This is a genomic window from Enterobacter sp. Sphag1F (assembly GCF_014193275.1).
Classification (GTDB): domain Bacteria; phylum Pseudomonadota; class Gammaproteobacteria; order Enterobacterales; family Enterobacteriaceae; genus Pantoea; species Pantoea symbiotica.
The window spans coordinates 704,899-730,789 of sequence record NZ_JACHZD010000001.1 but is presented as its reverse complement, the minus strand read 5'-3'; the positions used below and the strand labels follow the sequence as shown (position 1 = coordinate 730,789).

The 25,891-nt window shown below is 42.8% G+C and carries 23 protein-coding genes; 9 read left to right on the top strand and 14 right to left on the bottom strand.

Annotated features, from left to right (window positions below; translation table 11 throughout):
* Nucleotides 1-19: 19 nt before the first annotated feature.
* The 9 genes from FHW71_RS03345 to FHW71_RS03305 all read left to right on the top strand — a co-directional run bounded on the left by FHW71_RS03345 (nucleotide 20) and on the right by FHW71_RS03305 (nucleotide 12,834).
* Entirely contained in the window at nucleotides 20-1,147 is a 1,128-nt protein-coding gene (locus FHW71_RS03345) for a glycosyltransferase family 4 protein (RefSeq protein ID WP_179450148.1), read from the top strand.
* Between the two features lie 19 nt (nucleotides 1,148-1,166).
* Nucleotides 1,167-1,979: an ABC transporter permease gene (locus tag FHW71_RS03340; protein ID WP_179450150.1), complete on the top strand. Its 813-nt coding sequence runs from the start codon at nucleotides 1,167-1,169 to the stop codon at nucleotides 1,977-1,979.
* Entirely contained in the window at nucleotides 1,969-3,357 is a 1,389-nt protein-coding gene (locus FHW71_RS03335; protein ID WP_154183670.1) for an ABC transporter ATP-binding protein, read from the top strand. Before FHW71_RS03340 ends, FHW71_RS03335 begins: the two co-directional genes overlap by 11 nt.
* Nucleotides 3,358-3,361: 4 nt before the next feature.
* On the top strand, nucleotides 3,362-5,308 hold the full coding sequence (locus FHW71_RS03330; protein ID WP_179450152.1) for a hypothetical protein: 1,947 nt from the start codon (nucleotides 3,362-3,364) through the stop codon (nucleotides 5,306-5,308).
* Nucleotides 5,309-5,370: 62 nt separating this feature from the next.
* Complete coding sequence (locus FHW71_RS03325; RefSeq protein ID WP_179450154.1) at nucleotides 5,371-6,564, top strand: glycosyltransferase family 4 protein; 1,194 nt, start codon at nucleotides 5,371-5,373, stop codon at nucleotides 6,562-6,564.
* 5 nt (nucleotides 6,565-6,569) lie between these two features.
* A complete protein-coding gene (locus FHW71_RS03320) occupies nucleotides 6,570-8,591 on the top strand; it encodes a hypothetical protein (protein ID WP_179450156.1) in 2,022 nt (673 codons plus the stop codon).
* A gap of 109 nt (nucleotides 8,592-8,700) precedes the next feature.
* A complete protein-coding gene (gene gndA / locus FHW71_RS03315) occupies nucleotides 8,701-10,110 on the top strand; it encodes an NADP-dependent phosphogluconate dehydrogenase (RefSeq protein ID WP_179450157.1) in 1,410 nt (469 codons plus the stop codon).
* Between the two features lie 122 nt (nucleotides 10,111-10,232).
* The gene (locus tag FHW71_RS03310; RefSeq protein ID WP_179450158.1) at nucleotides 10,233-11,288 is read left to right on the top strand and encodes an acyltransferase; all 1,056 of its coding nucleotides are present in this window, start codon (nucleotides 10,233-10,235) and stop codon (nucleotides 11,286-11,288) included.
* 16 nt (nucleotides 11,289-11,304) lie between these two features.
* A complete protein-coding gene (locus tag FHW71_RS03305; RefSeq protein WP_179450159.1) occupies nucleotides 11,305-12,834 on the top strand; it encodes a hypothetical protein in 1,530 nt (509 codons plus the stop codon).
* Between the two features lie 34 nt (nucleotides 12,835-12,868).
* On the opposite strand, the gene FHW71_RS03300 is transcribed toward FHW71_RS03305, so the two are convergent.
* The 14 genes from FHW71_RS03300 to hisG form a co-directional block, all read right to left on the bottom strand.
* Entirely contained in the window at nucleotides 12,869-14,218 is a 1,350-nt protein-coding gene (locus tag FHW71_RS03300) for an NAD(P)/FAD-dependent oxidoreductase (RefSeq protein ID WP_179450160.1), read from the bottom strand.
* Complete coding sequence (locus FHW71_RS03295) at nucleotides 14,211-15,179, bottom strand: lysylphosphatidylglycerol synthase transmembrane domain-containing protein (RefSeq protein WP_179450161.1); 969 nt, start codon at nucleotides 15,177-15,179, stop codon at nucleotides 14,211-14,213. Before FHW71_RS03295 ends, FHW71_RS03300 begins: the two co-directional genes overlap by 8 nt.
* Complete coding sequence (locus tag FHW71_RS03290; RefSeq protein WP_179450162.1) at nucleotides 15,166-16,119, bottom strand: glycosyltransferase family 2 protein; 954 nt, start codon at nucleotides 16,117-16,119, stop codon at nucleotides 15,166-15,168. Before FHW71_RS03290 ends, FHW71_RS03295 begins: the two co-directional genes overlap by 14 nt.
* 44 nt (nucleotides 16,120-16,163) lie before the next feature.
* Entirely contained in the window at nucleotides 16,164-17,276 is a 1,113-nt protein-coding gene (locus FHW71_RS03285; protein WP_179450164.1) for a succinylglutamate desuccinylase/aspartoacylase family protein, read from the bottom strand.
* A gap of 111 nt (nucleotides 17,277-17,387) precedes the next feature.
* A complete protein-coding gene (locus FHW71_RS03280; RefSeq protein WP_176972433.1) occupies nucleotides 17,388-18,185 on the bottom strand; it encodes an ABC transporter substrate-binding protein in 798 nt (265 codons plus the stop codon).
* A 66-nt stretch (nucleotides 18,186-18,251) separates the two neighbouring features.
* The gene (locus FHW71_RS03275; RefSeq protein ID WP_081530074.1) at nucleotides 18,252-18,728 is read right to left on the bottom strand and encodes a YbaK/prolyl-tRNA synthetase associated domain-containing protein; all 477 of its coding nucleotides are present in this window, start codon (nucleotides 18,726-18,728) and stop codon (nucleotides 18,252-18,254) included.
* A gap of 88 nt (nucleotides 18,729-18,816) precedes the next feature.
* The gene (hisIE, locus tag FHW71_RS03270) at nucleotides 18,817-19,428 is read right to left on the bottom strand and encodes a bifunctional phosphoribosyl-AMP cyclohydrolase/phosphoribosyl-ATP diphosphatase HisIE (RefSeq protein ID WP_176972944.1); all 612 of its coding nucleotides are present in this window, start codon (nucleotides 19,426-19,428) and stop codon (nucleotides 18,817-18,819) included.
* A complete protein-coding gene (gene hisF / locus FHW71_RS03265) occupies nucleotides 19,422-20,198 on the bottom strand; it encodes an imidazole glycerol phosphate synthase subunit HisF (RefSeq protein ID WP_007888882.1) in 777 nt (258 codons plus the stop codon). Before hisF ends, hisIE begins: the two co-directional genes overlap by 7 nt.
* Entirely contained in the window at nucleotides 20,180-20,917 is a 738-nt protein-coding gene (gene hisA, locus FHW71_RS03260; protein ID WP_008104827.1) for a 1-(5-phosphoribosyl)-5-[(5-phosphoribosylamino)methylideneamino]imidazole-4-carboxamide isomerase, read from the bottom strand. Before hisA ends, hisF begins: the two co-directional genes overlap by 19 nt.
* Nucleotides 20,917-21,507 carry an imidazole glycerol phosphate synthase subunit HisH gene (gene hisH / locus FHW71_RS03255; RefSeq protein ID WP_008104825.1) on the bottom strand — a complete coding sequence of 197 codons (591 nt, stop codon included), beginning with the start codon at nucleotides 21,505-21,507 and terminating at the stop codon, nucleotides 20,917-20,919. The genes hisA and hisH overlap by 1 nt, the downstream gene beginning before the upstream one ends.
* Nucleotides 21,507-22,574, bottom strand: coding sequence for a bifunctional histidinol-phosphatase/imidazoleglycerol-phosphate dehydratase HisB (gene hisB / locus FHW71_RS03250; RefSeq protein ID WP_179450166.1), 1,068 nt, complete (start codon nucleotides 22,572-22,574; stop codon nucleotides 21,507-21,509). Before hisB ends, hisH begins: the two co-directional genes overlap by 1 nt.
* Nucleotides 22,571-23,647: a histidinol-phosphate transaminase gene (hisC, locus tag FHW71_RS03245; protein ID WP_179450168.1), complete on the bottom strand. Its 1,077-nt coding sequence runs from the start codon at nucleotides 23,645-23,647 to the stop codon at nucleotides 22,571-22,573. The genes hisB and hisC overlap by 4 nt, the downstream gene beginning before the upstream one ends.
* Entirely contained in the window at nucleotides 23,644-24,951 is a 1,308-nt protein-coding gene (hisD, locus tag FHW71_RS03240; RefSeq protein ID WP_179450170.1) for a histidinol dehydrogenase, read from the bottom strand. The genes hisC and hisD overlap by 4 nt, the downstream gene beginning before the upstream one ends.
* A 4-nt stretch (nucleotides 24,952-24,955) precedes the next feature.
* Nucleotides 24,956-25,855, bottom strand: coding sequence for an ATP phosphoribosyltransferase (gene hisG / locus FHW71_RS03235; protein WP_008104821.1), 900 nt, complete (start codon nucleotides 25,853-25,855; stop codon nucleotides 24,956-24,958).
* Nucleotides 25,856-25,891: the final 36 nt, after the last annotated feature.

The window sequence follows — 25,891 nt, the reverse complement described above, 5'->3', positions numbered from 1 at the left end:
TTAATAAACTGAGGGTGGAATGAGGATAATCTATTTTGTTAACACGGCATGGTATTTTGAGTTGCACTGGATCGACCGTGTAAACAAATTGGTAAAAAATGGACATGAAATACACCTTATCTCAAATTTCTCGAATGAAATAATAAAATCAAATCTTGAACGGCAAGGTATTAAGTGTTGGAATTTAGATATTGATAGATTTTCCATTAATTTATTTACTAATGTTAAAATGCTCATCGGCTTTTATATCCTATTGAAAAAGATTAAGCCTGACTTGCTTCATACTATTACTATAAAACCTAATATAATTGGTGGTTTAATTTCAAGAATCAAAGGAATACCCCAAATTATCAGTGTAGTAGGATTGGGACGAGTGTTTTTAAAAGATAACTTATTGAGAAAAATTGTGAAGGTTTTGTATAAGGCCATCTTGTACAAAAATAATAATGTCCAGCTAATATTCGAGCATTCTTCAGATAAAGAAACACTCGCAGGTATTACGTCCATCGATAAATCAAGACTCCATGTTATTGATGGTGCAGGGATTGATATAGAAAAATATGCTTATGAGCCTGAAGAGGAGAGTGAGAACACTAAAGTATTATTTGCGAGTAGATTGCTCAAATCTAAAGGACTAGAGTTATTAGTTGAAAGTATTCGGAAGTTGAAGAAAGAAGGTATCAAAATCGAATTGTCAGTTGCGGGTATTGTTGATGATGAAGATCCTGATCGAATTCCCCTTAGCCAAGTTAAGAGCTGGGAAGATGAAGGATTAATAAGTTGGTTAGGAACACGTAATGATATTGAATTTTTGCTAAGAAAATGCAATATCATGGTGCTGCCTACTAAATATGCTGAAGGAATTCCCAGAATAATACTTGAAGCCTGCTCTATAGGAAGGACTTGTATTGTGGGTAATATGCCAGGTTGCCAAAGCATCATTACCGATAAAGTTAATGGCATTGTTCTAAAGAATCATACAATTGACACATTGAGCGATGGTTTAAGATTTTTAGTGAATAATCCCATTATTCGCAAGGATTATGGAATAAAGTCATCTAATTTGATAAAAGATAAGTTTTCAAAAGAAATTGTAATAAGTAAAACTCTTCAAGTATATCAGAATGCTTTAATTAAAAAGACTTAATGTTAAAACGGGAATGTAAATGTTAGTTGCAACCAAATCTATGCTGAATAGCTTTCGTCGTCATCGTGGGCTTATTTGGCAAATGACTAAGCGTGAAGTAACAGGTAGATATAAAGGCTCATTTTTCGGTCTAGCTTGGTCTCTTTTTAACCCTCTTATGATGTTAATAGTTTATACGTTTGTATTTTCTATTGTATTTAAAACCCGGTGGGGAACTGATCCTAATGCAGGGAAAGCAGACTTTGCCATTGTGTTATTTATTGGTCTAATAGTTTTTAATTTATTTTCAGAGTGCATTGGTCGGGCACCTACCCTGATTACATCCAATGTGAATTATGTGAAGAAAGTTGTTTTTCCACTTGAAATTTTATCGTTTGTTAATTTTTTCGCTGCTTTCTTTCATGCTATTATTAGTTTTACGGTTTTGTTGCTCGCAATAATAATATTTAAACAACATATACATATTACTATATTGTTATTGCCTATTATAATTTTACCCTTAATGCTAGCAATATTAGGATTGAGTTGGATACTTGCGGCTTTAGGTGTTTTTGTTAGAGATATTGCCCAAACAATCGGTATCGTTATTAGTGTATTAATGTTTATGTCACCAGTTTTTTATCCAATAGCGGCATTGCCTCCAGCGTTTCAAAAAATAATATTACTTAACCCACTGGCATATATGATTGAGGAAGCGCGTAAAGTCGTTTTCTGGGGTTATGAGCCAAACTGGATGATGTTAGTTATCAATTTGGTAATAGGTAGCATTGTTTGTGTCATTGGGTTTGCATTTTTTCAAAAGGTAAGAAAAGGATTTGCTGATGTCTTATAATGATAATGTAATTTGTGTAGAGAACATCAGTAAATGCTATCAAATTTACAACAATCCACGTGACCGATTAAAACAATTTTTTATTCCAAAGTTCGAAAGTTTAGTAGGTCGAGAATCCACGCAGTTTTACAGTGAGTTCTGGGCATTACAGGATATCAATTTTGAAATTAAAAAAGGGGAAGCTGCTGGTATTATAGGCCGTAATGGATCGGGTAAAAGCACGTTACTGCAGATAATAACAGGAACATTAACCCCTACCTCTGGAAAAGTATTAACTAAAGGTAGAATTGCAGCCTTATTGGAATTAGGCTCTGGATTTAATCCTGAATTTACTGGAAGAGAAAATATATATTTAAACGGTGCAGTTCTGGGATTAACTAAAACAGAAATTGATAATAAATTTGATTCTATTGCTGGCTTTGCTGATATTGGAGCGCATCTCGATCAGCCAGTAAAAACTTACTCAAGTGGTATGATGGTAAGGTTGGCGTTCGCCGTTCAAGTTCAATTAGAGCCTGACATTTTGATAGTAGATGAAGCTTTAGCTGTTGGTGATGCTCTCTTTCAGAAGCGCTGCTTCCGACAAATTGAGAAATTGACAAGCAATGGTGTCACTTTGCTTTTTGTATCGCATGACCAAGAATCCGTGCGCACATTGACAAACAAGTCGATTCTACTTGATCGAGGCAAACAGATTATGAGTGGACTATCATCTGAAGTCTTGCTCGAGTATCGTCGTTTATTGCATGATGAAGAGAATAAGTTTTATTCGAATTTAACAGAAGAAATTTCAGAGAGAACAAACACTGAAACAGTTCTTGAAATAACAAAATCGGAAAGTATTAGTGCCTCAAATGAAGATGAACAACAAGAAACTTTACGTTCAGACAAGCTCTCATTTGGAGAGGGAGAGGCTGTTATTGATAAAGTTGAACTCTTCAACATCCAAAATGAAAAAATAAATGTTTTCAATCCCGGCGAAAACATCAAAATAAGAGTTCATTTCACTGTCAATCAGCAAATTGATAAATTAAATGTTGGAGTAAGAATAAGGAATAAAGAAGGGGTAAAAATTTATTCCTGGGGTACACTGAATCAAGATATGTTTAAATTAAGCAATGGTGAAAAAGACGATCTCTTCTGGAATAAAAAGTTCGATAAAGGTCAAAAACATTTTGTAGACCTTGAGTTTGATTGCTCCCTGGGGAGTAATTTATATGAAATTCAAGCCTCTGTTTCATATGAAGAAACACCAGATTATTTCTCACAAAGAATATTGCACTGGAGGGATGAAGCTGCTTTCTTCCACGTCCATGTATTGCGTGATGTTTATTTTTTTGGTGGTTTAACTGATTTAAAAATGAAAGCTAAATGGTGAGAGTATGATAAGCCCTGCGTTAGTTGAGAAGTTTTATGGCCTTGGGAATTATATCCTTATCGATTGTAATCATGATTTCACAAAATATTTTTTACTAACAGGCTACAACATTGTATCGATTAAAAAAAATGATATTAATAGAGTAAATGTTGAAGGTGATAAAGAATATAATTTTGCAATTATCTCAATTAATAAACATTGGAATGAATCAGATTTCAACGGCTTAGAGCAGTTACTAAGTCGAATCCAGACTCTGGAAAATATATTTGTAACAACGTTGGATGCTGAAGCGGATAAAATTGAGTTTAACACAGCTACTAACGTCATTTTTAAAGCAGGTTTTGAAATAGACAGTTCTTTATATAAAGAGTCAAATCCTGGTTACTCATTATTTATGAGGCGCTGTATTAATAATGGCTTTGCTGCAAAAACTGAGTTAGATCAACTCGCTGAAGTTGAGCTTTGTGCTGAACTGAATGGCTACATACGCCCTAATGAGCATATCTGCATAGTGCATACTAGTTATGATGTTTTTCTAGGGTATTTTAATCAGTTTTCAAATGCTGAGCGAGTAGAGGGATATTCAACAAACGATGATTTTTATAATAATTGCAAACTGAATAAATTGAGGGAGGGGGGGGGGGGAGCGCAATTAGAAAATTATTATGATTGCATGTTTCTACTCAATAATGATAACAAAATAGATAGTTTTGAGTCTCTTAAAAATTTAACTAAATATTTGTCTCCAGGTGGTCGAGTTGTAATTTGTTCAGATACATTCAACCCCTCGAGTTTAAATTCTGATTTTGAGATCGAAGTCGCCTATCATTTGCCACATAATCAAGTGGTTAAAAAAATTTTCGGCTACAAAGAAGTGATTGGTAAGTTTAAAAATTATTATGTACTAATGAAGAGCCCATTTAATAATTTATCTCAATTTAAATTTTATGAAAAAACTTACCTTTACAGTAAACCACCCCAAAATTTGCTTAACTTTGCTAATGATTATGTGAATCCATGGCTTATTAAATCCATGGTTGAATTTCCTACTCGAAATAAAAATGAGCATGCGCTAGCTAGATATGCAAAACAAATATTGAATAACTATAACAATTTAAGTCCTGATTATGGTGCGGCGTTAGCAATTCTTGGTTATCAAGAACTGAAGAAAGAAAAGCATGGTCGTCAAGTACTAAATGATATAATTAAATATATCAATAATGTAAGCATGATATCCGAGAAAAGCTCACATCAGGTTAGGTGGCTTATATCATTATCGGTATTAGCTGCTGAACTTCTAAAAATAAGAGATCTCCGTAATGAGGCCTTGAATTTATACTCAAGTTGTCTAACTTTAGATTATCTGAAGTTCAGCCCAACTATTGGCACTAAAATACTCCAGGCCTATTATAATGTTATCGTGATTCATTACTGTAATGGTAATAAATACGAAGCCGAAAACTATTTGATTGAATCTCTTCAGCAAGGTATAAAAATCCTAAATGTATCATTTGAAGAGTTACTTGGTAACGCTGAGAAACCGCTTACTTTTACTCTCTATATTTATCATGATATCCTTGACTGGATAATAAAATTGACGAATTTAAAGAATAATTTAGGAATAAAAAATAATTTAATACCGAGACTCAATTCGCAGACCTGGTCAGGAATGCTTAGTGAGCGCTTGGATGCGATTTCAAATATGAATGATCTAATTCAATCAAGAGATAAGGCTATATCTTCCCAGGGAGAAATGCTGGAAGAGAGATGGCTGGCAATGCAAAATATGAACGAAATAATAAATTCGCAAAAGGTCTTGATTGAAGAGCGATGGAATGCAATGCAAGATATGGAAAGATTAATAGAAGAGCGCTGGGATTCGATGATGGAAATGGAAAAAATGATTATTGAAAGGGATCAAAAAATAGAGCAACTGTCAAAGCCGCAATGAATTTATGCTGCATTTTATTTCAATAAATTCTTGAATATCTTAATTTAGGCTGGTTATTAATTATGTCTACCATTTCATGGTTTATCCCAAGTTTGATCAAGGGTTCTGGCGGTCACCGAACTATTTTACAGCATGCCAGTTATTTAGAAAGAAAAGGTCATTGTTGTATTATCTACCTAGAAGATGAACATGGTATTGGTGATGCCTCAGAAAAAATAGCATCTATATTTAACATGAAATTTTCCAATGTTATTTATGGTTGGAAAAATTCTAAGCCTTCAGATATAGCGATAGCGACCGTTTGGTACTCTGCTGCCTTTGTTGCTTCCTTAAACTTTGAATGTAAAAAAGTCTATTTTGTGCAGGATTATGAAGCTTGGTTCAATCCAATGGGTGATGCATACCTAATGGCTGAAAATTCTTACCAATATGGCTTAACTCCCATTACGATTGGTAGATGGTTAAGGCACACCTTAAAAAACAGTTTCAATGTTGATGGATACCATTTTGAGTTCGGTGCTAATTTGGATATCTATAAGAAGATTCCTTCTATTAAGAAAGAGAAAGCAGTTTGCTTTATCTACCAGCCAGATAAACCTCGTAGGTGTTCACGGCTAGGGCTTGAGGCTTTAGGAATCGTTAAACATCGCTTACCAAATGTAAAAATCTATCTTTATGGTTCGGATACAAAAGAACATGTTTGGTTTGAACACGATAATCTAGGATTAATCGATCTTGAGCAATGTAATGAGCTTTATAATAAGTGCCAGGTAGGCTTATGCTTAAGTTCTTCAAACCCATCACGGATTCCTTTTGAAATGATGGCTGCGGGCTTACCTGTCGTTGAAATGTGGCGTGAAAATAACTTTTATGACTTACCTGAAAGTGCTGCTCTACTAGCCCAACAAACTCCAGAAAGCCTTGCAGAGGCCATTATTAGACTACTTTCAAACGATGAACTCAGAGATAAAATGTCTCAATCTGGTCATGAGTTCATGGTTGACCGAAATCTGAATGTAGAAACCGAACAATTTAGCATTGCAATTAATAATGTTTTAAATGGCAATTCTTTTAGCGATAAAACTATCCTAAAAATGTACAATGCTGAACCAATAAAAGCTGAGTTTACACGGGAAGCCACACTTTCTGCAATTCATATTATCGCTCCATCACGTTTAAAGAAAATCGCTATGCTACTCCCGATTAGATTAAGAGAACCATTAAAAAAAATATATCGGATTGTTAAAGGTAATTAATTATAATGAAATTAAAGCTAAAAACTGTTGACGTTTGGGACACTTTATTGAGAAGGAAATGTCATCCGGATACAATTAAGTATGCCACTGCACGCTATGTTTACTTTAAATATTTCAGTAAGCATAACATCTCAGATCTTGATGTCCTGTTTAATAAAAGAATTGAAATCGAAAGAGAAATTGGTAAACGAACTCAAGCAAGTGGTTTTGATGATGAATATCTTTTTGAGGAAGTTATTCATGAATGGTGTGTTTTTTTATTCAATAGTATTACTTCTAAAGAGCTTGCTGATATAGAACATGAAGTTTGCCAGTATGAATTTGATCTTGAACTCATATTAACAGAGCCTGACTCAACAATAGCTGACTTTTTAAATGAACATCCATCAGAAAAAACACTATTTTTATCTGATTTTTACATGTCTAAGCCTAGGCTACAGGCTTTGATTGATAAAAACGGACTCCAGGATTTAGTGCCTGATGGAATATCTTCAGCCGATATAAAACTCAATAAGCGTTCAGGACATCTTTTTGATTATGTGAAAGATGAATTCGCTATTTCAGGTAGTGAGTGGTTGCACATCGGTGATAATGAATGGTCGGATGTTAAGCAGCCAGAAAAACGTGGCATAAAGTGTATTCATTATTTACCGTCCAAATTACATGAAATAAGATTGCAACATGAATCTAATTTTCACGATAAGAGCAAGATTTTCCAACATGCTCTGGATGTGATTGAATCATCTTTTTCATATGAGAACAATAATAAGGATAACTTCAAGCTTGGAATAAAATGCTCGCCATTTATTGTAGGCTATGTTTTATTTATTCTGGAAAAGGCTTTCGAAAATAATTGTGATAAAATCTTCTTTTTCACGAGGGAAGGTGAGTTTTTCATTAAAGCATTTGGGATAATCATCGAGAAACTAAAACTCGATTTAGTTAATATCAAATTTCCAGATTATGAGATACTTGAAGTTAGCCGGTTAGCTACTTTTTCTGCCTCTATCGGAGACGTTAATGTTCAGGAAATGATGCGTGTCTGGAATCTTTATAGCACGCAGTCTCTTCATGCACTTTTCAAAACTATAAATATTGATGAGATTTTATTTTCTGAATTGCTAGAGAAATATAGTATCGATCCTGCTGAGCTTATTCGTTATCCATGGCAAGATTCAAGAGTGCAAAAACTTTTCGCAGACTCAAAATTTATTCATCTGATATCTTCCCACCGTGATACTAAAAAGGATGAATTACTCTCATACTTAAAAGGAAAAGGCCTTAGCGAAGAGACAAAGAATGTCTGTGTAGTAGATGTCGGATGGAGAGGGACAATTCAGGATAACATTGCCCTTGTATTACCAAATGTAATATTTCATGGTGTCTATCTAGGTTTGGCTAAGTATCTGAATCCTCAACCTAACAATAGTTTTAAGTATGCATATGGCCCGGATCTAAATCATTCTCAAGACTTGCCTCATTATCTCGATTCAGTCGCTCCAATAGAGATGATTACTAACTCACCCTCTGGAAGTGTGGTGGGGTATACCAAAACTGATGAGGGCGTTGTAGCATTAAGAAAAGTTGATGCAGAGGAGAATAAAGCCTGGGTAAACTTCACTCAAGACTTCCAAAACGGTATTCTGACTTCTTTAGAGACATGGAAGAGTGATGTTTCTATACATGTATTAACCAGTAAAGATTTGAAGCCACTCGCGATGAAAATATGGGGTGGGTTAATTAGTGGCTCAAGTGCAAATTTGAATGATGCTTTTGAAAACCTCAATCACAATGAAACGTTTGGGCTTGGTGGCTATGTTGAAAAAAGTAACGTACCTTCATTTATTGATATTTTCTCGTCGCCATTTAATTGGAAAAAAAGAAAGGTATTGATTGATTTTGTTGTTGCTAACCAATGGAGCGATGGCATTAGAAAGAAAAGGGATATTTCATTCTTAAAACGCCATTTACTTGCATTGATTATCGATTTCGCAATTTTTTACAAACATAATCTTATGCGTAGATAATATCACTTGATTGGTGGTTTTTCGTGCTTATGGCATAAGCTTATATTGAGATCTACATCACTTGATGTTAAAAAAACGTATCTCAAATTTCTTTAGACAGGAGTTGAAAATGTCCAAGCAACAAATAGGTGTTGTAGGTATGGCAGTAATGGGCCGCAACCTAGCCCTTAACATTGAGAGCCGCGGTTACACTGTTTCTATCTTCAACCGTTCGCGTGAAAAGACTGATGAAGTCATCGCTGAGAACCAGGGCAAGAAACTCGCGCCTTTTTACACTGTAGAAGAGTTCGTTCAATCACTTGAGAAACCGCGCCGCATCCTTCTCATGGTACAGGCAGGTGAAGCTACCGATAAAACCATTGCATCGCTGACTCCGCACTTGGACAAGGGCGACATCCTTATCGATGGTGGTAATACCTTCTATAAAGATACCATCCGTCGTAACAATGAATTGTCTGATCAGGGCTTCAACTTTATCGGTACCGGCGTTTCTGGTGGTGAAGAGGGCGCATTAAAAGGTCCTTCAATCATGCCAGGTGGCCAGAAAGAAGCTTACGAACTGGTTGCACCAATCCTCGATAAAATCGCTGCACGTGCGGAAGATGGGGAAGCCTGTGTTGCTTACATCGGCCCGAACGGAGCTGGTCACTATGTGAAGATGGTGCATAACGGCATCGAATACGGCGACATGCAGCTGATTGCTGAAGCGTATGCTTTGCTGAAAGGTGCGTTAGGTCTGAACAATGAAGATTTGGCTAAAACCTTCACTGAATGGAACAACGGTGAGCTGAGCAGCTATCTTATTGACATCACCAAGGACATCTTCACTAAGAAAGATGAAGACGGTAAATATTTAGTTGATGTAATCCTCGATGAAGCAGCTAACAAAGGTACGGGTAAATGGACAAGCCAGAGTTCACTAGATCTCGGTGAGCCACTATCTCTGATCACTGAATCAGTATTTGCACGTTACTTGTCTTCTCTGAAATCACAGCGCGTTGCTGCTTCAAAAGTTCTTAGTGGCCCGCAGGCGAAAGCCTTCACTGGTGATAAAGTTGAGTTCGTTGAAAAAGTTCGTCGCGCTCTGTATCTCGGCAAGATCGTTTCTTATGCTCAAGGCTTCTCTCAGTTGCGTGCCGCATCCGAAGAGAATAACTGGGAGCTGCATTATGGTGAGATTGCTAAGATCTTCCGTGCTGGTTGCATCATCCGTGCTCAGTTCTTGCAGAAAATCACCGATGCATATGCAACAGATTCAAACATCGCCAACCTTCTTTTAGATCCGTACTTCAAGAATATTGCAGATGAATATCAGCAGGCTTTGCGTGATGTTGTTTCTTACGCGATCCAGAATGGTATCCCTACACCTACATTCTCTGCGGCTATTGCATACTACGATAGCTATCGTTCAGAAGTTCTGCCGGCTAACCTGATTCAGGCTCAACGCGACTACTTCGGTGCACATACTTATAAGCGCATTGATAAAGACGGTGTATTCCACACCGAGTGGTTGGATTAATTTTCTCAAATTTGATAAAGCCTGTAGGTTTATGCCTATAGGCTTTTTTTTTAATATAAACTTTACATTATCTTCTCGAAAACTTAATATAAAAAAACACATTATAAAATTATGATTACAAAATGGAAATTAGAAAACACAGAATTGAAGCTTTAGATGGGCTAAGGTTTTTCGCTTTCATCATGGTAATGTTTTATCATTATTTATTTATTGCTCCCCTTCAAGGTTTTATTCCCAGAGAATACGCTATCGATGCATTCTCTTTTGGTGACTTTGGTGTCGATTTGTTTTTTTTAATAAGTGGTTTTGTAATTACGTTATCATCTGAAAATAGAACTCCCAAAAAGTTCATCATTGCAAGGTTTAATAGAATATTTCCCCTCTTTGTGATCTGTGCGTTAATTATTTTCTTTTTTAGTATCTCTTTACCGATGGTAGATCCAAAAGAAAGATTTATTTCTCTGGTTTTTAGTTTGAGTTTTTACCCTGGTGTCTTTGGAAAAGATTATTTTAGCTCAGTATACTGGACTATAGCTGTCGAGGTTACTTTCTATATTTGGGTCTTTATTTTAATGAAGTTAAGATTATGGAATAACTTTAGAAATGAAATATGCTTTGCGTGGTTAGCATTGTCGCTACTAAACAACTTCATAATACATAACAACTTGATATCTACTATCTTTATTACTCATTTTGCTGGGCATTTTGTTATTGGTGTTGTTATATTCGAGCTTAGAACATCTAAAATTCAGCCCAAACATTCTTTGCTTATTCTCATATCTTCAATATTTATCTATAACAACATGATTGGGCATCAAAAATGGATCGATTCTTTTGGAGTTAGTTACGATCATGCTTCACTATTATTTATGACTTTTTTCATAATAGCATTGGTATGGATAACATCTCATGTAGAATCTTTAGGGAAATATTATAATTCTATTAAAATGTTGGGTGCAATGACATATCCATTGTACTTGGTACATGCTGATTTAGGTTTTTGGTCTCACGCAATCTTCGAAAGAAAGATATGGAGTATCTTCCCTATGACTAAACAATATGTTGGTTATCATTTAATGGTTTTTATTGCTATTATTTTATCATTTTTGACTTCCTATTTATTAGTTAAATATATTGATCCACCAATGCAAAAATTACTTAAGAAATGGCAGTCTTGATTATAAGGAATTAGTCGTGAACCAGAATGATTATTTTTTCTCAAGATGTACTTTAATTTTAATATTATTTGTTATAGTTACAGTTTTATATTATCCGCAATTTTTTGGTTTTGTTGGAACTGATGGTGGTGTGTATTATGAGGTGACCAATCGTTTAAAGATTGATGGTGGGCTACATTTATGGAAAAACTATTGGGATCATAAACCTAATCTTACTTATTACCTAATCTACCCATTTACGTTCTTAAGTATTGTTGAAATGGAATCCTTAGGTATCAAGTTAGCTTTCCTGACTTATTATATACTAGGTGGAGCAATATCCCTTTTAGCTATTAATATGATTAATAGTAAAAACCAGATTATCTTATTGATATCTTTTGCTATTATGTTCCAGTTCTTATTAGGCGATCTTGACCTAGTTTCAAATGGTGTTTTTTTCTCACTGAGTTTATTCTTAGAGTTTTCTGGTTTAGTTTTAGCCTTGTACGGTTCAAAGAAATCGCATCTTTTTTTTTCCGGTCTATTCTTGGGCTGTGCTCCATTTTTAAGGCCAACATCTATTATTGCTTGTTTCATCCTAGTCGTATATTTTTTAATAAATTTTATATCTAGAAAGAACAATAACGAAGTGCGGAAATTAGCGAGAATATTTATAACGATATTTTTGATATCTTTGATTTTGCTTTTTTTATTGGTCCTTCAATCTGGTAATGTTTCAAATTTCTTTGATACATTTATTAAATTCAACTCAACGTATGGAGGCTTTTATAGAAATAAAACATTAATTACAGATTTTTTCACTCAAAACTACGTTGCATTTTTCTATTTTGCAATTTCTTTTATTTTAATGATTTATTCTTTTTTTGTTTCCAGGAAAAAAAACTCTTTCCTATTAGTTCTTTGGGCATGTTTAGAAATTATCTCTTTTGTTTATCAACGTAAAATTCAAAGTTTTTATGTTTTTGGTTTTTTGCTTCCTACATTATTAGTGTTTATAACACTAATAAATGATCAGCTTAATTCAAAAACTCAAAAGTTTATATATTCATTATTCCTTTGTTTTTGTCTACTAATTAATCTGAATTCAATATATACGAAATATAATCTTATTATTGAGGGGAATCATTTTGGAACTCAAGAAAATCAGTTTACATATCTGGTTCCTCAGAAAATGGCAAGTTTGTCATGTGGGGAGAAAAATAAAAATATCCTCGTTTATGGTAACCGAGCTCAGCTATACACATTTTCAGAAAAACTGGGCATTTTACCGTATAAATGGCCTGTTTATTTAAATCCACTAGTTGATCGATCTATATTTTCTGGTTTAGCTAACGAATTTATGGACGGGCTGCGCAATGACCCTCCTGTTTTTATCGTGTATTCGGGAGGCCCAGGTTGGGATCCGAATATAGATGGGCGGATTTTAAAATTAGAAGAGTTTATTAACGAGCAATATAGAGAAGTGGAGCTCAAACCTAAAGTTTCAAATGAGTATCCCTATAATTACATTTATAGGTTATATATTAATAAAAATTGCACTGACTGAATTCAAAGTTGCCCCGATGGGGCAACTTTAATGGTTAAATTAATTCAAGCAGTTCTCTTGCCATAGCCCTTCCTTCTCTAATTGCATAATTAGTACCTCGGTCTTCAGGGTAGATCATTGCCATTGAAGATAAATGCAGCCCACCAATCGGATGGTGCTTTTCAGGAATCAATTCACTGTATTTTTTTACAACAATAGGTTGTGACCATTCTTCTTTCCATAAATGATGTTTCACTATGCATGAAGAGTCAAAGTCGGGGAACATTCTTTTAATATATGGTAATGAGTATTCAAGGAATTCATCTTTATTTTTTTTATACAGTTCATCACTTACTGGTAGATACTTAGATAGATAAACTATATGCTTTCCTTGATAATTCTCTGGACCTTCAAAATTAGTATGCTCAATGACACCTACAAAAGGAAAAGTTGGGTCATTCACGTTAATCCAATAAAGTGATGATAAAGAACGGTCTAATTCCAATACTAAACAAGTGTTACCGATGTAACTTATTTTATTTAACTTTTCAATATATTCTGGTTCTGCCCAATGTTGGATTAAATTAGCTGTTAGCGGTAATGCCGTTGTGCAGACGACATGTTTTGCTATAAGTTTTTTATCAGGCGCGTCAGACTCAATAATCCATAGGTCATTTTTTTTTGTTAATTTTTTAATTTTAGAATTGAGTATTAACTCTGAGTTATTATTTGACTTTATGAACTCCAGCATTATTTTTGCAAGAGCAATAAATCCACCTTCAAAATATGCAAGTCTTTCCTCACCACCTTTACCCCGACTTCCACCGCGCAACTTTAATTTGTTCCAAAACCATACAGCTGAAATATCATCAGCATAAGGACCAAATTTGCCACGAAGTAGTGGTTCCCATACTGTTTTATAGACTTCTTTACCTCCTAATGAACATAACCACTCTGATGCACTAAGTGTTTCGAGTTCATGCCAGTTTTTAACCCTTCTTGCTCGTAATGCCAAAAGCCCAAGACGTATTCTATTGATCATATTAAGTGGTTTAAATTTTAATAGATCGAATGGTGTCGATAATTTGAAGAAGTTATTGGCAAAGAAAATACCAGTATTTGAAGGGTTAATTTTTACCTTGTCTAGACAACCTAGTTCTGATACCAACTCCATAACGTATTCATCGTTGGTAAACCAATGATGATAGAATCTGTCTAACTTATTTCCTCCAACATCAAAAGCTGATGCCAATCCCCCAATATCATTTTGGGCCTCAACAATTGCGATTTTCAAGTTTTTACGCTGTTTAGTAAGTTCATAAGCGACACTTAGACCGGTGAATCCAGCACCTATAATGACTACGTCATAAACAGAGGTTGTTTGATTATTGGATTCATTACACATTATTTTTACCTTTGAGAATAAGCATAATACCGCCAGCGACTGTAATAGGCAGCCAAATTACAACGTGTACAAGCAGCGCATAGGCAGATGCGATAGTTGCATTGTTGCCCGATATTTTCATTGTTTGCGAAACAAAGTAATCGAATGTTCCGAAATAGCCTGGGCTTCCAGGAATTAAAGTTGAAAAAGTTCCTATTGGCATTGCAAATAGTGCTGATTTGTTGTTTATAATTTCTATTATGGATAATGAAGTTATATAAAATACCAAGGCTTCAAATGACCACGCTATTAGTGATAAAACTAGCAGTTTCGAAGTTATCCCTAAAGAAGAAGTATTATTGACTAATGAAGTAAAGTTATTCAAACCTTGTTCAAATCGGGATAGGTTTACGTTTGCTGTTTTTTTCAACAAATCACTAAAGAAATGCAATGTTAATGTATAGACTTGTGGCTTTATTAATAATAATAAAATGCAAAAACATCCTAACAGAGGTAATTGTTGAGTGATGTTATTAGTGTAGGGTATTTTGACAAAGAACAGACTAACCCACAGGAAGAACAATATGCAAAATAAATCAAGGAATCGTTCGATAACCATACTCGCTAATATTGATGAAGTTGATTTGTTGATTTCCTTGTTATAAAACATAACTCGCGCAATATCACCAGCTCTCAATGGGAGTACGTTATTCATAGCAGTTGTTATGAATATTATTTTCACACATTTATGGTAGCATATTTGTTCGTTCTTGTATTCGAGCATTATCTCCCAACGTTTTGCACGAAGTAAATATCCAACAAAAAAGAAAATAACTGCTAAAGTTAACGGCAATATTGACGCGTTGGAAATTATCTCATTTAACTCCGCTAATGATAATTTTCCTATTGTTAGATATAGGAAAATCAACGAAATTAAAATGCCTGCAATAAAGCGAAATTTTCTATTATTACTTATTTTCATTTTCGAAACCGTTTTTATTTTTAATAATATATAAAGGTCTCGCCTTTATTTCATTGTAAATACGGCCAATATATTCCCCAAGAATACCAACTGATACCAACTGAACACCTCCAATAAAAAGAACTGCTATCATTAAAGCTGTCCATCCTTCAACCCAATTGTTTGTTAAAACACGCATTAAAATTGCATATAAAATACCAAGTAGTGAAATGCTCGCGCAAATAAGACCAATTCCAACGGAAATTTTAAGTGGTTTTGTAGAAAAAGATAAAATACCGTCTAGAGCAAACTTTATCATCTTTCTAAGGGGATATTTACTTTCACCGGCAAAGCGAGGTTGACGATTATATTCGATAGCTATCTGATTAAATCCAACCCAGCTGATCATACCGCGTAAAAATCTATCTTTTTCTGGCATTGACCTTAATACTTCTATAACTTTTTTATCCATAAGGCGGAAGTCACCTGTGTCATGAGGTATTGCCGTATTTGATAGATAATTCAAGGATTTATAAAAGTATTTTGCTGTCAATAATTTGAAATAACTTTCTCCCGCACGTTCTTTTCTTTGACCATATACAACGTCATAGCCGGAATTCCAAATTTTAATCATTTCAATTATGACTTCAGGCGGATCTTGTAAGTCTGCATCGATTAAAACTACTGCATCACCATCAGCTAAATCAATCCCCGCAGATACGGCAATCTGGTGTCCAAAGTTTCGAGAAAAGCAAACTAACTTAATTCCATTCTTATTGATATTGCTGTCGATAATATTAACTGTATTGTCAGTGCTACCATCATCTATGAATAATAACTCAAGGTCATAGTCATTAATCTCTTGTTTTAAGAGAGTTAGCCTGTCAATTGTTACCTGAATACTTTCATCTTCATTGAAGCAAGGAATAACAATTGAAATTTTTTTCTTTATTACATTCATTACATAGTCTGCTTAGATTTGTGTTCAACATCAATATGCTTATATTATACCAACAACTCCCCACGTCTCCCAGCATTCTCCCCAGCCAACCGCACCACCAACATCCCCGCCGTGACAAACTTGGTCAAATTCCTCGCATACAGCACGCCGCCATACTCTGCCACCAGCGGCATCACCTGGTCAGTAATAGGATCAATAACCTCCGCCACCACTTCCCCAGCCTTAATCCACTCACCCAGTTCACGCCGATAAAGCACTAATCCAGATTGCGCCGCATGGATATACTCACATCCCGCCAGCTCCGTCGCCGGATGAATCAGGGAAGGGGATTCACCCACTTCACCGGCAATATAACCACCTTCAATTAGCGCATTGATAATCGCGTCAGCATCTTTTTCCGCCATTTCAGGCGATACATCCGCCACACCGCGTAATTCTAGAGTCACCGGCAGCAAGCCACGCGGCATAGGATATTCATCCCCAAAGCGCTCAGCCAACGTTATCCACGGCTCACAACAGGCCTCATCAAACGGCTCGCCGCCAGAAATCTGCGCCAGCAATTGCACTTCACTGCCTAACCAGCGCGCCAGCGGTTCGATGTCTGGCCACGCTTGTGGCGTAGTATAGAGATGTGGCAGCGCATCCCAGTCGCAATGCAGATCAATCATTAAATCCGCCTGGCTCGCCATACGCATCAGCGTAAAGCGCTGGGCATCAAGTTCAGTGCGGGCAATACGCTCACGGTAATGACGATCAATCGCTTCGCGGATCAGGCGTTTATTTTCGTATTCACTTTGCGTCAGGGAATCCGCCAGTTCTTCAGCCAGCGCTTCACCCAATGCAGGGAAGCGGCGGTTGAAATCTTGTCCTGAAAGCGTATGGAAACGCCCGAGATGGCTACCGTGCCAGTGTTGTCCCATCGCTAAAGGATTCGCGACCGGCACCAGCGTGATTTTGGCTTTAAGCTGCCCCGCAGATTCCAGCGCTAATAGCTTCTGTTTCAAATACCACGCCACCGCCATTCCGGGCAGCTCATCGCCGTGCAGTGCAGCCTGAATGTAGACGCGTTGCTGCGAATCGGTGCCGAAGTGGAAGCTGACAATTTCGCGTTGCGTGCCCAGCGAGGCGCTTAATAGAGGATGATGTTGTTGTTGCATAACGCTATCGATGTCCTTTATTCATGGCACGCTTTCAGCGACGCCTGATTCATTTTCTGATGGAATTATAGTGCTGAGTGCGAAAAGGGCGGCAAAAAGCCGCCCAAAAGATTACTGCTGAATGGAAATGTCAGTCGCGAAGTACTGTTTCTGAATCTTATCGAAAGTGCCGTTCTTCTTTAGCTCGGCAAAAGCGTTATCCAGCGCGGTTTTCAGTTCGGTGTCGCCCTTACGCAGACCAATTGCGGTACCCGGACCGATAATCGGATCCTGCACAATCGGGCCCGCCAGTTCGAAGTCTTTGCCCTGCGGATGTTTCAGGAAACCATTTGCGGCCTGGGCAGCATCGGTAAACACCACATCAAGACGACCCGAAATCAAATCACTCTCAACCTGTGCCTGATCGCCATAAGGTACAACTTGCACGCCATGCGGCTGCCATTTTGCCAGCGCATAACGCTCCTGCACGGTGCCTTGCTCAACGCCCACGGTTTTGCCTTTCAGCGATTCAGCGGTTGGCAGCAGGCCAGAACCTTTACGCGCAATCAGCTGCGTATGGGTGTCGTACAGCGGCACGGTGAAATCAATCTGCTTTAGACGTTCTTCGGTGATGCCCATATCAGACAGGATGGCGTCGAACTTACGGGCTTTCAGCGCCGGGATCATGCCATCGAACTGGCTTTCCACCCACACGCATTTGGCCTGCATCTGCTCACACAGCGCATTGCCAAGATCGATATCAAAACCGACCAGTTTGCCCTGCGGGGTTTTGGATTCGAAAGGAGGATAGGTAGGATCAACCGCGAAACGCACCTGATCAATTTTTGCCTGCGCGCCAAATGCGCAACCTGCCAGCACAGCCAGCGCCAGCGTCTGACGCAGGCGGGCGGTTAAACGAGAACTTGCCATAATATCGGTCTTCTTTTGATGTGATGTTGAGTCAAGAAGAGTACCGCTCAGGGCCGGGCAAGGCAATTAGAGGATTATTTTCATCACGTTACCATTATGCAGCGCCTGGTAATCCGCAACATTCAGCACCACCGATTGCTCCAGCAATCCGGCATTAAAGGCGATTTCGTCATAGCGTTCGAACAGCAGCGGATCGACCACCAGCTGTAAATCAGGATGGAAACTAAACGGGGGAATAGCGCCAAAAACGCAGCCGGTCAGCGCATCCACTTCTGCAGGTGAGGCCAGTGAAGCACGTCGACCACCAACCGCTGCAGCAACCTTGCTGAGATCCGCTTGCTGATCGGCAGGCAGCACTGCCAGCACATGTTGCTTAATGCCGTTGCCTTTTACATGACACACCAGCGCTTTCGCGCCTTGCCCAACTTCAGTTCCGCGAATCGCCGCCACCGCTTCACATTTGCCGGTCGCTTCATGTTCCATCACGCGATAACGCGCCTGATGCTGGTCGAGCAGGGCGATCAGTTTTTCATGAGTGGTCATGGTGTCTTCCATGCTGATGAATAGCGTAGGGTGCGCATTTATGCGCACCTGGAACATTGGTCGCCATGAATGGCGACCCTACGGAAAGTTATTTATGACGCGCCCGCAGATTATTGATGATGGTGCTTAAATCCAGCTCCTGGTCCTGCAGCAGCACCATCAGGTGATACAGCAAATCAGACGCTTCATTGGTCAGCTCGTGACGATCATTAACCGTTGCAGCCAAAGCTGTTTCCACGCCTTCTTCACCCACTTTCTGCGCGATGCGCTTGGTGCCGCTGGCGTAAAGCTTCGCGGTATACGAACTCTCAGGATCGGCAGTTTTGCGTGAAGCCAACAACTGCTCGAGCTGATAGAGGAACGTCCAGTCTGGCGCCGCCGGAGAGAAGCAGCTGGATGTGCCGAGATGGCAGGTTGGGCCAATCGGATTCGCCAGCACCAGCAGCGTATCGTTGTCGCAATCCGGCGTAATGCTCGCCACTTGCAGGAAGTGTCCCGAGGTTTCGCCTTTGGTCCATAAACGATTTTTAGTGCGTGAGAAGAAGGTGACATTGCCCTCGCTGAGGGTTTTTTGCAGTGCTTCCTCGTTCATATAACCGTGCATCAGCACTTCGCCGGAAACGTTGTGCTGGACGATAACGGGCATCATGCCCGCGGTTTTGACCCAATCCAGCCTGGCCAGTTGTTCTGCAGTTAACACGCGCGAATCTCCACACCGTTGTCGATCAGGAAGTTTTTCAACTCGCCGATATTGATAATTTGTTTGTGAAACACTGAAGCCGCCAGCGCGCCATCGACATTCGCCTGCTCAAAGGCTTCGAGGAAGTGCGGCATGGTGCCTGCGCCGCCTGAGGCGATCAGCGGCACTTTGCAGACATCGCGCACTTTCTTCAGCTGCACCAGATCGTAGCCATTCCGCACGCCATCCTGGTTCATCATGTTGAGGACGATTTCACCCGCGCCCAGCTTCTGCACTTCCTGTACCCAATCGAGGGTTTCCCACGTGGTCACTTTGGTGCGCGCTTCGTCGCCGGTGTACTGATTGACGTGATATTTGCCGCTCGCTTCGTCAAACCAGGTATCGATACCCACCACGATGCACTGCACGCCAAAGCGATCGGCCAGGCGTGTAATCAGCGTCGGATCGGCTAACGCCGGCGAGTTGATGGAAATCTTGTCGGCACCAAACTGCAGAATGCGCGCCGCGTCTTCTTCGCTCTTAATGCCGCCCGCCACGCAGAAAGGAATATCGATCACTTCCGCCACACGTGAAACCCAGCTTTTGTCCACGACGCGGCCATCTGATGAGGCGGTGATATCGTAGAACACCAGCTCATCCGCGCCTTCCTGCGCATAGCGCTGCGCCAGCGGCACGATGTCGCCGATGATTTCGTGGTTGCGGAACTGAACGCCTTTCACCACTTGCCCGTCACGCACATCAAGACATGGAATTATCCGTTTTGCCAGCATGCAATCGCCTCCGCAACAGTGAATTTATCTTCCAGTAAAGCGCGACCGACGATCACGCCCTGCGCGCCGCTGCCGCGTAACGCCGCGATGTCATCCAGCGAACCGATGCCTCCAGAAGACTGGAAGGCGATGTCCGGGAAGGCCGCAGAGACTTCTTTATACAGTTCGACGTTGGAGCCGCTCAGCGTACCGTCGCGCGAAATATCGGTGCACAGTACATGTTTGAGGCCAACCGGCTGATACCAGCCAATTACCTCTTCCAGCGTTACGCCCGCCGCTTCCTGCCAGCCGCTGATCGCCACTTCTTTACGGTTGTTGGCATCAATGCGCACATCTAAAGCCAGCACGATGGCGTCCGCGCCAAACTCGCTGAACCAGCTTTTAACTTCTTCCGGCTGCTTCACCGCGGTAGAACCGACCACCACGCGCGTAGCGCCTGCTGCCAGCAGTGCCGCCACGTCATCGCGATTACGGATGCCGCCGCCAACCTGCACCGGCACGTTCACGCCGCGCAGTAAGGTGGTGAGCAGGGGAATCTGGCGTTTGGCCGGATCCTTCGCGCCGGTCAAATCCACCAGATGCAGCACTTCAGCGCCCTGACGTTGGTAATCCTGCAAGCGCGGCAGCGGATCGCTACCGTAATCGCGCTGCTGGCCGTAATCGCCCTGATGCAGGCGCACCACTTTGCCGTCGATTAAATCTAATGCGGGGATAATCATCACATCTCCAGGAAATTTTTCAGCAACTGCGCGCCTGCTTTGCCCGAACGCTCCGGGTGGAACTGCACGCCGAAGAAGTTATCTTTCTGCAGGGCGGCAGTAAACGGATGACCGTAATCGCACTGCGCGATGGTGGCCGCATTCACCGGCATGGCGTAGCTGTGCACGAAGTAGAAGTAGCTGCCATCGGGAATGTCGCGGAACAGATGATGGCCCGCTTTGGCGGTGATCTGGTTCCAGCCCATGTGCGGCAGCGGTAAATCCTGCGTGTCCATCAGCGTGACCGGCTCATCAACCAGCCCGAGCGTGGTGACGCCGCCGTTCTCATCGCTACCGCGACCGAGCAGCTGCATACCGAGGCAAATGCCGAGCACCGGCTGAGTACAGGCTTTGATCAGATCGATGAGATCGCGCTCCTGCAGCTGGTTCATCGCCGCCTGCGCGGTGCCAACGCCCGGTAGCAGCAGCTTGTCGGCATGCAGCACCACATCCGGGTCGCGGCTCACCTGCGGCGTGTAGCCGAGGCGCTCAATGGCCCACTTCACCGACGACAGGTTGGCGCAGCCGGTATCGAGGATCACCACGTTCATCACAGTACTCCTTTCGAGCTCGGCAAGGTGTTGCCTTCCACGCGAATCGCCTGACGCAGCGTGCGGCCAAAGGCTTTAAACAGGCTTTCCACACGATGGTGATCGTTGCGGCCTTTGGTTTTCAGGTGCAGCGTGCTCATCATGGCGTAGGAGAGCGAGCTGAAGAAGTGCTCGACCATCTCGGTGCTGAGATCGCCCACGCGCTGGTAGCTGAACTCGGCTTTGAATTCGATGTGCGGACGACCGGAGATATCGAGCGCGCAGCGCGCCAAACACTCATCCATTGGCAGCACGAAGCCGAAACGGCCGATGCCACGTTTGTCACCGAGTGCTTTCAGCAGCGCTTCGCCGAGCGCCAGACCGGTATCTTCCACGGTGTGGTGATCGTCGATGTAGAGATCGCCTTTCACATCGATGTTCATGCGGAAGCCGCCGTGTACTGCAATCTGATCCAGCATGTGATCAAAGAAGCCGACGCCGGTGTTAATTTTGCTGCCGCCTTCACGATCCAGCCACACTTCGACTTTAATCTGCGTCTCTTTGGTGTTGCGTTGCACCAGCGCATAGCGATCGCGCATGGTCAGACGCGCCTGAATCGCATCCCAGTCTTCGCCTTCCGCGCCGTAACGCAGGCCCTGAATGCCCATGTTCTGCGCCAGCTGGATATCGGTGAGGCGGTCGCCAATCACGTAGCTGTTAGCGGTATCGAGCGCGCCGGCGGCCAGCCAGGCTTCCACCATTTTGGTTTTCGGCTTGCGGCAATCGCAGTTATCTTCCGGCATATGCGGGCAGATCAGGATGTCGCTGAAATTCACGCCTTGTGAGCTGAGAATCTGCATCATCAGGTTGTGCGGGCCGTCGAAATCGGCCTGCGGGAAGCTAGCGGTGCCGAGGCCATCCTGATTGGTGATCATCACCAGTTGATAACCCGCTTCCTGCAACGCCAGCAGCGCAGGAATGGCGTTCTTCTCAAATGCCAGCTTCTCCATGCGATCCACCTGATAATCGGTGGGTGGCTCAGAGATGATGGTGCCGTCGCGGTCGATAAAAAGGATTTTCTGACTCATGCTTGCTCCACTGATAAGGCTTGCAGCGCGGCGATCAGGCGCTCGCACTCTTCACGGGTGCCGATGGAGATGCGCAGGCATCCCGCAAGGCCGGGGTTTTTATTTTGGTCGCGCAGAATAATGCCTTGATCCCACAGCGTTTTAAACACTTTTGGCGAATCAGTGAAGCTCGCCAGAATATAGTTGGTTTCGCTCGGGAACACCTGCTGCACCACGCTGATCTTCGGCAACTGCTCAAACAGCCAGGCACGATTGGCGTTCAGCTCGGCAACGTGCTGACGCATCAGCGCAATACCTTGCTCGCTCAGCGCTTGTCCGGCCACATCGGCCACCGGCGTGGCGAGTGGATAGGGCGCAATCACCTTCATCAGCAAATCGATCACCGGCTTGTTCGCCAGGGTAAAGCCGCAGCGCAAACCGGCCAGCGCAAAGGCTTTGGACAGCGTGCGCAGAATCACTAAGTGCGGATACTCCTGCAGCCAGCTCGCCAGCGTCGCTTCCGGGCAGAACTCGATATAGGCTTCATCGGCCACCAGCAGCGCTTTACCGGCGGTCATATCCAGCAATTTGCGAATGTCATCGGGATTGATCAAGTTGCCGGTCGGATTGTTTGGACTGCACATATAGACGACTTTTACGCCGTCGAGCTGGTCAGCAATTGCCGGCAGATTCAGCTGCCAGTCATCGAGTGCCGCCACGGTGCGGTATTCGATGCCGATGGTTTCCGCGCTGACGCTGTACATGCCATAAGTTGGCGGGCAGAACAGAATCGCATCTTTGCCCGGCTCACAGAAGGCACGCATCAGCAGTTCGATACCTTCATCCGCGCCGCGGCTCACCAGAACCTGCTCCGGCGTCAAACCGGCGTAAGCGGCGTAACGCTCAATAACAATCTTCGGCTGGCATTCCGGGTAGCGATTCAGCGTCTGCTGCGACAGCTCAAACGGTACCGGCAGCGGGAATTCGTTGGCGTTCAGCCACACATCACCGTTACCACCCAGACGACGCGCCGATTGATACGGCGTCAGCGCTCGCACATTGGCGCGCGCTAACTCTTCAATATTCAGGCTCATGCTTGCTCCTTCAGCGCGGCAACACGCAGGGTAACGGCATTTTTGTGGGCTTCCAGCTGCTCGGCGGCAGCCAGCGTTTCAATCGTTGCGGCAAGATTGAGGAAGCCTTGCGGCGTCAGCTCTTGCACCGTCATACGTTTCTGGAAATCGGCCAGGCCGAGGCTGGAACAGGTGGCGGTGTAACCGTAGGTCGGCAGCACGTGGTTGGTGCCTGAAGCGTAATCGCCCGCCGATTCCGGTGACCAGTCGCCAAGGAACACCGAACCGGCGCTGGTGATGCTTTCTACCAGATCGCGCGGTTGGCGCGTCTGAATGATCAAGTGCTCAGGACCGTACAGATTGGAGATCTCGATGCACTGATCCAAATCGCGCAGCACAATCAGTCTGCTGCTTTCCAGCGCCTGACGCGCGGTAGCGGCACGCGGCAGCTGCGCCAGTTGCTCTTCAACCGCTAGCGCCACGCCTTCGGCCAGTTTTAGCGACGGCGTGAGCAGAATCACTTGTGAATCCGGGCCGTGTTCCGCCTGCGACAGCAAATCAGAAGCGACGAACGCTGGCGTAGCGCCTTCATCGGCAATCACCAACACTTCTGATGGACCGGCCGGCATATCAATCGCCGCGCCATCTAAACGCTGGCTAACCTGACGTTTGGCTTCGGTCACATACGCGTTGCCTGGGCCAAAAATCTTGTCCACTTTCGGCACGGTTTCAGTGCCGAAGGCGAGGGCGGCGATGGCTTGCGAACCACCAACCTGAAACACTTCTTTAACGCCGCACAGTTGTGCCGCGTAAAGAATTTCATCGGCAATCGGCGGTGGCGAGCACAGCACCACGCGACCGCAACCGGCGATGCGCGCGGGTGTCGCCAGCATCAATACGGTTGAGAACAGCGGAGCGGAACCGCCTGGAATGTACAAACCCACCGATTTCACCGGACGGGTAATCTGCTGGCAGCGCACGCCAGGTTGCGTTTCCACATCCACTTCCGCCAGAATCTGCGCATTGTGGAAGGTTTCGATATTACTCACGGCCACGGCCATCGCCTGCTTCAGCGTGTCGCTCAGACGATCGCTGGCGGCTTGCATCTCTTCGGCGGTGACGCGCAGGTTATCCACCTGCGCTTTGTCGAAGCGTGCGCTAAATTCACGCAGCGCCGCATCGCCACTCTCTTTCACTTTTACCAACACGTCGCGCACGATCTGGCTGATACTTTCTGAAGCCGAAATCGCCGGACGCATCAGCAGCGCTTGCTGCTGCTCTGCGCTGCATTGCTGCCAATCAATGGGTGTCATCAGCGTACTCATGGTGTTACTCCAACATTTTTTCGATTGGCAGCACAAGGATCGAGCTGGCACCCAGCGATTTCAGCTTTTCCATGGTTTCCCAGAACAGCGTTTCGCTACTCACCATGTGCATCGCTACGCGGCTGACATCACCAGCCAGCGGCAGCACGGTTGGACGTTCAGCACCCGGCAGCAACGCAATCACTTCATCCAGACGTTCGCTTGGCGCGTGCAGCATGATGTACTTGGATTCACGCGCTTTAATCACGCCCTGAATACGCGTCATCATTTTGTCCACCAGCTCTTGCTTGGCGGCTGGCAGTTCGCCGTCGCGCTGAATCAGCACCGCTTTAGAACGGTAGATCACTTCGACTTCGCGCAGGCCGTTGGCTTCCAGCGTGGCGCCGGTTGAAACAAGGTCACAAATCGCATCGGCCAGGCCAGCGCGAGGTGCAACTTCAACAGAACCGTTCAGCAGGCAGGATTTAAAGGCTACACCTTGTTTATCGAGGTATTTCTTCAGCAGGTGTGGATAAGAGGTGGCGATGCGGGCGTTATTCAGGCATTGCGGGCCGGTATACTCTTCATCAACCGGCATCGCCAGCGACAGGCGACAACCGCCGAAATCCAGACGACGCAGCGTGAAGTAACGCGGATCTTCGCCCTGAGCACGACGGTTCAGCAGCTCCTCTTCCAGTACGTTTTCACCGACGATACCGAGATCGACGACGCCATCCATGACCAGGCCAGGAATATCGTCATCGCGCACACGAAGGATGTCGATCGGCATGTTCTCCGCAAACGCAATCAGACGCTGTTGCTGAAGGTTGATTTTGATACCGCAGCGTGCCAGCAGTTCGCGTGATTCATCACTTAAACGGCCAGATTTCTGCATAGCTATGCGAATACGGGTGTTATCTAACATGGTTCCTGTCCTCTTATTCAATCCTGTCTGAACGTG

What these genes read in the sequence shown, in the direction of transcription:
- FHW71_RS03285 (WP_179450164.1), bottom strand. Translation starts at nt 17,276, where the DNA reads ATGCAACAACAACATCATCCTCTATTAAGCGCCTCGCTGGGCACGCAA.
- hisF (WP_007888882.1), bottom strand. Translation starts at nt 20,198, where the DNA reads ATGCTGGCAAAACGGATAATTCCATGTCTTGATGTGCGTGACGGGCAA.
- FHW71_RS03290 (WP_179450162.1), bottom strand. Translation starts at nt 16,119, where the DNA reads ATGAATGTAATAAAGAAAAAAATTTCAATTGTTATTCCTTGCTTCAAT.
- FHW71_RS03295 (WP_179450161.1), bottom strand. Translation starts at nt 15,179, where the DNA reads ATGAAAATAAGTAATAATAGAAAATTTCGCTTTATTGCAGGCATTTTA.
- FHW71_RS03275 (WP_081530074.1), bottom strand. Translation starts at nt 18,728, where the DNA reads ATGACCACTCATGAAAAACTGATCGCCCTGCTCGACCAGCATCAGGCG.
- hisC (WP_179450168.1), bottom strand. Translation starts at nt 23,647, where the DNA reads ATGAGCCTGAATATTGAAGAGTTAGCGCGCGCCAATGTGCGAGCGCTG.
- hisH (WP_008104825.1), bottom strand. Translation starts at nt 21,507, where the DNA reads ATGAACGTGGTGATCCTCGATACCGGCTGCGCCAACCTGTCGTCGGTG.
- FHW71_RS03280 (WP_176972433.1), bottom strand. Translation starts at nt 18,185, where the DNA reads ATGGCAAGTTCTCGTTTAACCGCCCGCCTGCGTCAGACGCTGGCGCTG.
- FHW71_RS03300 (WP_179450160.1), bottom strand. Translation starts at nt 14,218, where the DNA reads ATGTGTAATGAATCCAATAATCAAACAACCTCTGTTTATGACGTAGTC.
- FHW71_RS03330 (WP_179450152.1), top strand. Translation starts at nt 3,362, where the DNA reads ATGATAAGCCCTGCGTTAGTTGAGAAGTTTTATGGCCTTGGGAATTAT.
- FHW71_RS03335 (WP_154183670.1), top strand. Translation starts at nt 1,969, where the DNA reads ATGTCTTATAATGATAATGTAATTTGTGTAGAGAACATCAGTAAATGC.
- FHW71_RS03320 (WP_179450156.1), top strand. Translation starts at nt 6,570, where the DNA reads ATGAAATTAAAGCTAAAAACTGTTGACGTTTGGGACACTTTATTGAGA.
- FHW71_RS03310 (WP_179450158.1), top strand. Translation starts at nt 10,233, where the DNA reads ATGGAAATTAGAAAACACAGAATTGAAGCTTTAGATGGGCTAAGGTTT.
- hisA (WP_008104827.1), bottom strand. Translation starts at nt 20,917, where the DNA reads ATGATTATCCCCGCATTAGATTTAATCGACGGCAAAGTGGTGCGCCTG.
- hisG (WP_008104821.1), bottom strand. Translation starts at nt 25,855, where the DNA reads ATGTTAGATAACACCCGTATTCGCATAGCTATGCAGAAATCTGGCCGT.
- FHW71_RS03345 (WP_179450148.1), top strand. Translation starts at nt 20, where the DNA reads ATGAGGATAATCTATTTTGTTAACACGGCATGGTATTTTGAGTTGCAC.
- FHW71_RS03340 (WP_179450150.1), top strand. Translation starts at nt 1,167, where the DNA reads ATGTTAGTTGCAACCAAATCTATGCTGAATAGCTTTCGTCGTCATCGT.
- FHW71_RS03325 (WP_179450154.1), top strand. Translation starts at nt 5,371, where the DNA reads ATGTCTACCATTTCATGGTTTATCCCAAGTTTGATCAAGGGTTCTGGC.
- gndA (WP_179450157.1), top strand. Translation starts at nt 8,701, where the DNA reads ATGTCCAAGCAACAAATAGGTGTTGTAGGTATGGCAGTAATGGGCCGC.
- hisB (WP_179450166.1), bottom strand. Translation starts at nt 22,574, where the DNA reads ATGAGTCAGAAAATCCTTTTTATCGACCGCGACGGCACCATCATCTCT.
- hisD (WP_179450170.1), bottom strand. Translation starts at nt 24,951, where the DNA reads ATGAGTACGCTGATGACACCCATTGATTGGCAGCAATGCAGCGCAGAG.